Source organism: Synechococcus sp. (assembly GCF_982614295.1).
The window spans coordinates 1-8,861 of the sequence record NZ_CEXBMR010000060.1 but is presented as its reverse complement, the minus strand read 5'-3'; the positions used below and the strand labels follow the sequence as shown (position 1 = coordinate 8,861).

Here is an 8,861-nt window from a genome sequence, read left to right as displayed (position 1 = left end):
TAGACGGATATCTCAGGCCCCAATAGTTATACCAGCGATAAGCTGTTGCCTCAAGACTCCTCCGGTACTCTACGGCAAGTTTATACTGATGCTCTCTCCTTTTTCGCTCTTGCGCAGCAATCAGTTTCTGCGCCGCATTATAGTTATTTTCAGCTTGGCGTTCTTCGATTTCACGATCATAAGCCTTATAGCTCCTGAGTTTATCAAGTTGTCCTATTTTGGATTTCAATACATTACTAATCGAGCCTGCGCCATTCATTCCTAAATATTTATTTTGGAATAGTTTTGATTTGGCAATTGTTAAGTCCAAAACACGATCACCTTCCTCAAACATAAGTGCTTCGTATAAAGACTGGCAACGTTCAAATTCTTTTTCAAAAGATGCGAGAATAATCCGCGCCTCCTCTGGAGCAATGTCAGAACCTGATTGCATATTCAATGATTTAGTTGGTATTGCACGATCAATCTCGCCTATATTCTTACTCTGCCTATCCCCAATAAAGATTAATGTACGAATAGCATTATCATCCTTAAGCTGAAAAGCACGGACATTACTTGAGGCTTGAGCATCTGCGAGCCTTGTATCAATATCAGCTAAACTTTTAAGAATATTTGATTTCAATAACGGTGAATTTTCTTCAAATTCCGGGGTAAGCCGACCAGACAATATAACATTAGACAATACAACTTTATATTGTAGGCTCTGATTGCGGCCCGTAAGTATTGTCATAGAATTCCCATCATTCAATACAAGGCATTTATCATAAGATGAGTTTATTTCTGGCACAGTACATTTACCCTCAACCAAAATAGTAGCTGCAATGGATTTACTGGTTGGCAGAAAGCAAAAATACGATAAGGAAAATAAAACAATAAACTTATATAGAGTCATTGGGTTAGGATTTAGATGCTGGAATCAAGTGCCAATTCAGAAAGAAAGAACATCTTTAGTTTTTGCCTTACGCGCTTTGTTCTTGGCATCATATTCATCAATGCAAGTGTCTTTTAAATATAAAATACAATTTAAATACTCTGACACCTCTATCATCGCTGCTCTTATTGCCTTAGATGCGGGGGGCTTAGAGCTTGATTGTTCTTCGTTGGATACTGACAATCCACCAAATCCTCCTGATGAGGATTTAGATTCTTGTGTCGACAGTGCAGTACCTTCAATTGTTCTTGTGTATGCAATTTCTCCGGTGGTTGTATCTATCACTCGAATATCAAAAGCAACATACGCTTTTTGTTCTGATTTTTTACTACTTCCACCAAAGCCCATAAAGCTCATTCCACCACCACCACCCTTTGATTCAACATTTTCTTGATAGTCAGTTACGCTTCCTAGAATATAATAGCGAGCTCCGGTCATCATTCCTTTTTTAGGTGCGGTTGCTTTACGCGTAATCCCCAATTTTGCTAACTCCTGCTCATCAAGGACCTTATTCAGGCCCCCGCGCTCAACAACAGTAAAATTACCTGTGTCCTTAAGTTCTGTTGCGAGCATATCTGTAAGACCTTTCCCTAAAGATGGCTTCCACCACCATATATTTCCTGCTTCATTTGTAATCTCCTTAACTGCAATAGTGACAGGCTTACGCGACGAAATAGATCCCGCTTGCGCAAGATATGCAGGTGAATTGCTAGGACTTGCTAATACTGGAGCCCCATGAATATTAATTCCAATCAGAATCACAGAAACAACCGAAAATTTACTGAGATTCATCTGTTTAACTCAATATTTGCAAATATATGCACATCCAGCCTCGCCTCCATAAATGATTTATAAATCGTAACAAGCTCTAAATATGTTTGATATTCAATGCTTGTTCTGAATATTGCTCATTTTTCTGAGATGTTAAGGCATCTTTGCCCGCCCATGGTACCTAGCGACAGCATCGAACCCGCCATTATAGGAGCAGCCGCAAGCATTGGGATGGTTTGTCACTGATGCCAGGCTCAGCTTTTCCACATCGGCGGCACTTCACACACGTGCTTGCTGCCAGGGAACGGCTCCGAGGGCGAGTACGGCTTTTACATTAATTTGGATTTTCAATTGAGCAGTTGAGCACATTTTTTAGTGCTTTGTTTTGCATATAAACCTAAATTACTATCAATGCCCTTAACAACTAAATACCATTATCTAGCTACCTTTTTAACAGCTACGCCTACATCTACTGCCTAAGCAACAGCTAGAAGGATTAAAATAATCAAACCAACTAATAACAAGAGCAGATGTAATCTAATAGGCACGCGAACGCCTTTGATGTATGTAAGTAGTGCCTAAACCTATAACTAAATTCAAAACCACTGTCACCCAGCCAGCAGAAAGCTGGCATCCATCATTCGGCCTAATAATCCTAAGATTGCAACTTTTCATTTTTCCAAACGGCTTCTAGTGATCTGCGGAACTGCTTATTAGTATGGGGACTTGAGCGCTCACGTTTTCTAAAAACACAGCCAATCCACCACAACTGCAAACCAGCAAAAGCAATGGCCACAACCCCAAGCTGGATATACCCCCAGTTCAGCTGATCCATTTCAGCGACTCGCTTCACTAATAAACCTAAACTAATTTTCATTTAGCCATAGGCCAATGGCGTTTTCAATTTATCAAGCTGCCATCCCACCACTGCAACATGGGTTGGGTCAGCTGATTGCAATTCTCATGAAAGGCGGAAGCCCACGCGGAGGCTTAGGGCTTTGATTCTTCAATCCTTCTGGATTGCAGGCTATTCCCAAACATATTTCCACTAACCCGTCAGGTTCAAATCGTTTCAGATATTGCTTGCCGCGGCATTTCTCGCGTAGCTGGGGCATTAGAAGCACATACCCCAGAACAATTTACTGATTCTGCTAAAAGTGTATTTCCACATAACAACTGAATCAAACATTTTACAGGGCAACGGCATTCCAATTGGCAATTAATACTATCTAGATAAACCCTAACTAAATTGATATTACCATCTCCAGCCCTAATAGTCAACGGCGCACCGGCACTACCTGCATACCAATTGGTGCAAGTGCGATTATTGCAAGCTTAATATGTTGAATACCAAAAGGAATGCCAATTATTGATATAAAACAAGCCAATGCAGATGTGAGATGACCAATCGCAAGCCACCAGCCGGCTATAAGAAACCAAATAATGTTGCCAATTAAACCCAAAGGGCCTGTGCCGAAATCCAGTTCTCCAGTGAGCTCATGGCGGCTCACAGCCTCCTTTCCAAAAGGTGAAAACGAATAATTACCAATTACAAAACAGGCTCTTGCCCAGGGAATCCCAACGATTGTGACAGCAGCAATAATCCCCGCTAGCCACCACCCCAAACCCATCACAAGGCCACCAAGCACAAACCAAACTACATTCAATAAAAAGCTAATCAAGAGAAAAAACGCCTCTTTAGAAAAGCTAGGCCGAAACAAGCCCCAGAACCCGTAACAATCCGTTACAATTTCGGGAGGATTCCAAAATTCCTCCCATGAACGACTTTTTAGCCACTATTTACTTAGTTTGCTTCGCAGCAATTGCCGGCGGAGCTTTTGCTTTAATGAACCAAAATTTGCGCCAAGCGGCAACGGTGCCAGTATCTAGCTCAAATAGGCAAGGAAGGCGGATTCATCCAGAAGCCCCGGCGCCAGGAGAAGAAGTTATGTATGTGGATCTTAGCCGCGAAAGATTAGAAGCTTTATACAAACAAGCCTCAAATAATTGATTGAGTCATTAACTAAGTTAATATTTACTTTTTAAAGCTCCTATCAATCAATTGAGTTAATAAATACACCCCTATAAACATTGGCAAATAGGCAATCCACATGTTAGGCAGATTAATCTCAGAATTGTTTATAAAAACCAGCCCTAAATAGCTAAAAATACTATATATACTAACACGCCGTATAATTGCTAAATTTTCTTTCACGGAAGCAAGTCCAAATCAGTTAATTTATTGTAGCCAATTTTTTGCATTCATCTGTAGGTCCAGTCAGAAGGACGATTTTTATTGCAATCTCCAGATGCAAGATCGCCTTTAGCGCAAAGCTTTTTGATTAATTCAATACGAGCCTCTGGCGTTTTAGCGCCTTGTTTGTTTAATAAATCAAACATAAATGGTGATATCAAGCCATCTTTAAGAAGTTGCTGGTTTGTTTGAGCGATCGTTGTAATCGGAATCAACATAATGAAAATCAGAATTAAAATCATTTTTTAAAATTAGGCCTTAGCAGCAAGCATAAATATACCAAAGCTACTAACACAGGCACTTCGATCAAAGGTCCGATAACACCAGCTAACGCCTGTTTTGAGCTAACACCCCACACGCTGATCGAAACGGCAATCGCTAACTCAAAATTATTACCTGCTGCTGTGAATGCAAGTGCGGATGTTTTTTCATAACTAAACCCTGAATTCTTACCAACAAAAAATGCAATTCCCCACATTACTACGAAATATATTAATAAAGGTAAGGCAACTTGCGCCACTTGAAAAGGATTAGAGATTATTGCTTGCCCCTGTAGAGAAAACATAATAACAATAGTAAATAACAAACCATACAAAGCCCATGGAGCAATCCGTGGTATGAATCTCTGCTCATACCATTTTATTCCTTTAAAAGCAACGCCGATTCTTCTTGTAAAAAAACCAGCCACCAATGGGATGCCAAGAAAGATAAGCACTGCTTTTGCAATTTCAGAAAATGAGAAATTTATTGATTGAGCATCAAGCCCTAAAAAATTTGGCAATATTTTCAAATAAAAATTACCCAGCAGTGCATAGGCAAGCACTTGCACAATTGAATTAATTGCTACAAGCAAAGCAGCAACTTCACGATCCCCCTTAGCTAAATCGATCCAAATCAACACCATCGCAATGCATGGTGCGATACCAATCATAATTAACCCAGTACGAAACTCCGCTTGATCTGGTAAAAATAACCAGGCCAAACAAAACATTAAAAGAGGCCCAAGCCCCCAAACCAAAAGCAGAGAAGTAGTAAGTAAAGAACGATCACGGGCCACATAACCCAATTCGCCATAACGAACTTTTGCAAGCACCGGATACATCATCATCATTAAACCAAGGGCTATTGGTAACGACATATTCCCAAGCTCAGCGCTGCCAAGCAAAACCTGCATACCGGGCACCAAACGGCCAAGCACTAAGCCAAAAGCCATCGCCAACAGAATCCAAACGGGCAATAATCGATCAAGCCAACTTAATTTTTCAAGATGCATTTGTTAGCTACAGGGAAGGGCGGATAAATTACAACTAGCGGCCAATTGATCCAGCCAATTGCTTAACCAGATCAAAGTTTGTGGTGCTAGGCGGTAGTAAGACCAACGTCCCTGCTGACGTGCCGTAATTAAACCGGCATCTTTCATTACTTTTAGATGGAACGAAAGCTTGGATTGAGCTAATCCCAACTCACTGGTGAGTTCGCATACACAACGCTCACCACTGCCTAAACACTGCACCAATTGCAAACGAATTGGTTCCGCCAGCACCCGTAGTAGTTGCAGAGCTTGCTCACTGGCAATGCCGGTAAGAACCATGTGATCCAGCAAACAATACCCATCAACCATAATTGATTTAAGCTCAAATTTCTGTTGAAAATTCAATGAAAATCGGCATCAACGGCTTTGGGCGGATCGGGCGCTTGGTATTTCGCTCCCTGTGGGACCGTCCAGATATCGAATTAGTACATGTGAACGACCCCGCAGGCGATGCGGCTGGCGCGGCTCATCTACTTGAATTTGATTCCGTCCACGGCCGCTGGCCGCATCCCGTAGAAGCCCAAGGAAATAGTTTTGTTGTAGCAAATGCAATTCATAAACCGATTAACTACAGCAACGCAACAGCACCAAGTGCTGTGCCTTGGGCTGATTCAGGCGTTGAAATAGTGCTGGAATGCAGTGGCAAGTTCAAAACAGCTGAAACCCTTGAGCCTTATTTTCTAAATAGTGCCATTAAGAGGGTTGTGGTGGCTTGCCCTGTTAAAGGGCAGATAGCCGGGGCTGAAGCATTAAATATTGTTTATGGCATCAATCATCAGCTCTACAACGAGAGCATACACAGATTGGTTACCGCAGCATCCTGCACCACAAATTGCCTAGCTCCTGTTGTGAAGGTAGTGCATGAAAATTTTGGAATATTGCATGGATCAATAACCACTCTGCATGATGTTACTAATACTCAAGTTGTGGTAGATTGCTTCAAAAGTGATTTGCGTAGAGCCCGTTCTTGCCTGCAAAGCTTAATACCCACAACTACTGGTTCAGCCAAAGCTATCGGGATGATCTTTCCTGAACTACAAGGAAAACTAAACGGCCACGCAATACGGATACCTTTATTAAATGCCTCAATTACCGATGCTGTATTTGAATTAAAACGTGCTGTAACGGCTGAGGAAGTAAACGCTGCATTTGAAACTGCCGCCAATGGCGCACTCAAGGGGATTCTGGGCTATGAAACAAGGCCATTAGTATCTGTTGATTATTTAAACGATTCCCGCAGCGCCATCATTGATGGGCCCTCAACAATGGTTATTGATGGCACTCAACTAAAAGTTTATGCCTGGTACGACAATGAATGGGGCTACAGCTGCCGAATGGCAGACCTGGTTAGTTACATTGCAGCAGCGGAGAAACACTGATGCGGATGCTCACATCCCTTCAGCAATACGCAATTGTTACTGGTAATTACTGGGCATTCACCCTTACGGATGGAGCGCTGCGCATGCTGGTGGTGTTCCATTTTCATCAACTTGGCTACAGCACCCTTGAAGTTGCATTCTTATTTCTTTTCTACGAATTCTTTGGCATAGTTACAAATTTATATGGCGGTTATTTAGGTGCTCGTTTTGGTTTACGCCTCACCCTATGGACGGGCACCTTAATGCAAGTGGCTGCCTTGCTAATGCTGATGCCAGTTGATGATGCCTGGCCCAAATGGTGGAGCGTTGCCTATGTGATGGTTGCTCAAGCCATTAGCGGTATTGCTAAAGATCTTAATAAAATGAGTGCCAAAAGTGCAATCAAAACAGTTGTACCTGAAACCCCAAACGATCAAAAGAAAGGCGATAATCAATTATTTAAATGGGTGGCAATTCTCACCGGATCCAAAAATGCTTTAAAGGGTGTTGGTTTTTTTCTTGGCGGGATTCTACTTACAACGATTGGATTTAATGCTGCAGTTGGGGCAATGGCTGCTGGTTTATTTATAGCTTTCCTTGTAACTCTTATATTGCCAGGAGATATTGGAAGGATGAAAGAAAAGCCAAACTTCTCTGCATTATTTTCTAAATCACAGGGCATAAATGTGCTTTCTCTAGCACGATTCTTTCTATTTGGTGCCCGTGATGTGTGGTTTGTGGTGGCATTGCCGGTATTCCTTCAATCTGCATTGGGTTGGAAATTCTGGGAAGTGGGCGGTTTTATGGGCCTTTGGGTTATCGGCTACGGAATCGTGCAAGCTGCTGCACCCACATTGAGGCGCTCCTGGGGGCAAAGCACAGCACCAAGCGTGGCGGCAGTGGAATTTTGGAGTGCCTGTTTATCAGCTATTCCAGCTTTGATTGCAATTGCCTTGTGGCGCGAAGTGGGGCAACCTGGCATTGCGGTGGTGGTGGGATTAGCGGCATTTGGAGTGATATTTGCGATGAATTCTTCTATTCACAGTTATATGGTGCTTGCCTACACAGATGCAGATTCTGTAAGCCTAAATGTGGGCTTTTACTACATGGCTAATGCAGCTGGGCGCCTACTTGGCACTGTTTTATCTGGTGCCTTATTTCTTTTTGGTGGCATGCAGGCTTGTCTTTGGGCTTCCAGCCTGCTGGTGGCAGCTGCCTGGCTGGTAAGCACCCGCTTACCTCCAGTGAGGAAAGCCTAGATTTCAAGAATTAATCCCGTAAAACAGAAAGTTCTATGCCTTGATCTTGAGCTCTTAAACCAAGATCAAGCAAATCTTGAGCTAAAACCAAAAGTGAAATTCCCATAAGAGCCATTGCCATTCCCCGCTGATCCTCACCAGCCATCTCAACGCTGCGGGAAGCCTGTAGGTGCTGGGGCCAGCTTAATCGCATTGCAACTGCAGGGCTTTCATTAGATTCGCATATATCTAGCATTGGAGAGGCTTATGAGTAAATCCGGATTTACATCTTGAAATAAACATACCTATCAGCGCTGGTAGCTCCTGTAACAACACGGCTTTAAAAGCTGAATACATTTGCCAAAGTTTCTATTCAGCTGCCATGGGCAACTCAATTGAGCTCACCACAAGCCAACGTTTTGAAATCGAACGCTTCAGCCGTGCCATTGATGCCACATCTGATTCGGAACAGTTGCGTCATTTAGCAAAGCAGTTGCTAGTTGCCTGGCACAGTCAAAAAGCTGCTACCACCTGGGCGATTAGTGCAAACTGCTCGGCCCTAACGGGTGTTTGGCATGGGGATGAGCAGTGTGCTGATGGGCATGACTCTGGGCTGCAGCATTAATCTGGTCTTGGCAAGCACCTGTACATTCCTTTTCGCATAGGGCACAGGGTTCATTTAAGCCCTCCACATGATGGTGGTGGCTGTGCTGCACAGCACCCACATCCGCCTCAAAGCCAAGCACTTGGGCCCTGTATTTACACATTGAACAGTTCATATTTGCATCACCCCGCATAACTTCTGCTAGGCGTTCTTTAAAGGTTTCCAGCACAAGCGGATGATCATTTAAATAACCAACCCGCACAAATTGCTGCTCAGGGTGATCTAGGGCAACTCGATCCGCATGTTGATAAATCCGGCTTACCAGCACACCTGAAAACAAGAAATAGGGAAACACTAAAATGCGTTTAAAGCCCAGCTTCACCGCATGGCGCA

13 protein-coding genes are annotated in these 8,861 nt (G+C 42.9%); 4 read left to right on the top strand and 9 right to left on the bottom strand.

Going from position 1 to position 8,861, the window contains the following annotated elements; translation table 11 throughout:
* The 3 genes from AC2JC8_RS09135 to AC2JC8_RS09125 all read right to left on the bottom strand — a co-directional run.
* Positions 1–808, bottom strand: an 808-nt coding sequence (locus AC2JC8_RS09135) for a hypothetical protein (protein ID WP_484594578.1), incomplete at its 3' end; no start/stop codon positions are given.
* A 120-nt stretch (positions 809–928) separates the two neighbouring features.
* The gene (locus AC2JC8_RS09130) at positions 929–1,723 is read right to left on the bottom strand and encodes a CsgG/HfaB family protein (RefSeq protein WP_484594577.1); all 795 of its coding nucleotides are present in this window, start codon (positions 1,721–1,723) and stop codon (positions 929–931) included.
* Between the two features lie 634 nt (positions 1,724–2,357).
* Positions 2,358–2,579 carry a hypothetical protein gene (locus tag AC2JC8_RS09125; protein ID WP_484594576.1) on the bottom strand — a complete coding sequence of 74 codons (222 nt, stop codon included), beginning with the start codon at positions 2,577–2,579 and terminating at the stop codon, positions 2,358–2,360.
* Between the two features lie 132 nt (positions 2,580–2,711).
* On the opposite strand from AC2JC8_RS09125, the gene AC2JC8_RS09120 reads away from it, so the two are divergent.
* Positions 2,712–2,882, top strand: a complete 171-nt coding sequence (locus tag AC2JC8_RS09120; RefSeq protein WP_484594579.1) for a DUF1993 family protein — start codon at positions 2,712–2,714, stop codon at positions 2,880–2,882.
* A gap of 97 nt (positions 2,883–2,979) precedes the next feature.
* Here AC2JC8_RS09120 and AC2JC8_RS09115 read toward each other — a convergent pair whose 3' ends face one another.
* Positions 2,980–3,384, bottom strand: a complete 405-nt coding sequence (locus tag AC2JC8_RS09115) for a YccF domain-containing protein (protein ID WP_255132541.1) — start codon at positions 3,382–3,384, stop codon at positions 2,980–2,982.
* A 95-nt stretch (positions 3,385–3,479) separates the two neighbouring features.
* Here AC2JC8_RS09115 and AC2JC8_RS09110 point away from each other — a divergent pair, with 95 nt between their 5' ends.
* Positions 3,480–3,713 carry a hypothetical protein gene (locus AC2JC8_RS09110; RefSeq protein WP_484401528.1) on the top strand — a complete coding sequence of 78 codons (234 nt, stop codon included), beginning with the start codon at positions 3,480–3,482 and terminating at the stop codon, positions 3,711–3,713.
* Between the two features lie 251 nt (positions 3,714–3,964).
* Here the strand turns inward: AC2JC8_RS09110 and AC2JC8_RS09105 are convergent, their stop codons facing one another.
* Genes AC2JC8_RS09105 through AC2JC8_RS09095 form a run of 3 tightly spaced genes read right to left on the bottom strand, consistent with a single transcriptional unit; the run spans position 3,965 to position 5,577 of the window.
* Positions 3,965–4,198: a hypothetical protein gene (locus tag AC2JC8_RS09105; protein ID WP_484420304.1), complete on the bottom strand. Its 234-nt coding sequence runs from the start codon at positions 4,196–4,198 to the stop codon at positions 3,965–3,967.
* Positions 4,195–5,229 carry an ACR3 family arsenite efflux transporter gene (gene arsB / locus AC2JC8_RS09100; RefSeq protein ID WP_484594575.1) on the bottom strand — a complete coding sequence of 345 codons (1,035 nt, stop codon included), beginning with the start codon at positions 5,227–5,229 and terminating at the stop codon, positions 4,195–4,197. The genes AC2JC8_RS09105 and arsB overlap by 4 nt, the downstream gene beginning before the upstream one ends.
* Before the next feature lie 3 nt (positions 5,230–5,232).
* Entirely contained in the window at positions 5,233–5,577 is a 345-nt protein-coding gene (locus AC2JC8_RS09095) for an ArsR/SmtB family transcription factor (protein ID WP_484401531.1), read from the bottom strand.
* A gap of 35 nt (positions 5,578–5,612) precedes the next feature.
* On the opposite strand from AC2JC8_RS09095, the gene AC2JC8_RS09090 reads away from it, so the two are divergent.
* Both AC2JC8_RS09090 and arsJ read left to right on the top strand, forming a co-directional pair.
* Positions 5,613–6,647 carry an ArsJ-associated glyceraldehyde-3-phosphate dehydrogenase gene (locus AC2JC8_RS09090; RefSeq protein ID WP_484401533.1) on the top strand — a complete coding sequence of 345 codons (1,035 nt, stop codon included), beginning with the start codon at positions 5,613–5,615 and terminating at the stop codon, positions 6,645–6,647.
* Positions 6,647–7,885: an organoarsenical effux MFS transporter ArsJ gene (gene arsJ, locus AC2JC8_RS09085; protein ID WP_484594574.1), complete on the top strand. Its 1,239-nt coding sequence runs from the start codon at positions 6,647–6,649 to the stop codon at positions 7,883–7,885. Before AC2JC8_RS09090 ends, arsJ begins: the two co-directional genes overlap by 1 nt.
* Positions 7,886–7,895: 10 nt before the next feature.
* On the opposite strand, the gene AC2JC8_RS09080 is transcribed toward arsJ, so the two are convergent.
* Both AC2JC8_RS09080 and AC2JC8_RS09075 read right to left on the bottom strand, forming a co-directional pair.
* Entirely contained in the window at positions 7,896–8,078 is a 183-nt protein-coding gene (locus AC2JC8_RS09080) for a hypothetical protein (protein WP_484401535.1), read from the bottom strand.
* A 325-nt stretch (positions 8,079–8,403) separates the two neighbouring features.
* Positions 8,404–8,861 (bottom strand): CbiX/SirB N-terminal domain-containing protein (locus tag AC2JC8_RS09075; protein ID WP_484420306.1); only part of this gene is annotated, 458 nt, incomplete at its 5' end.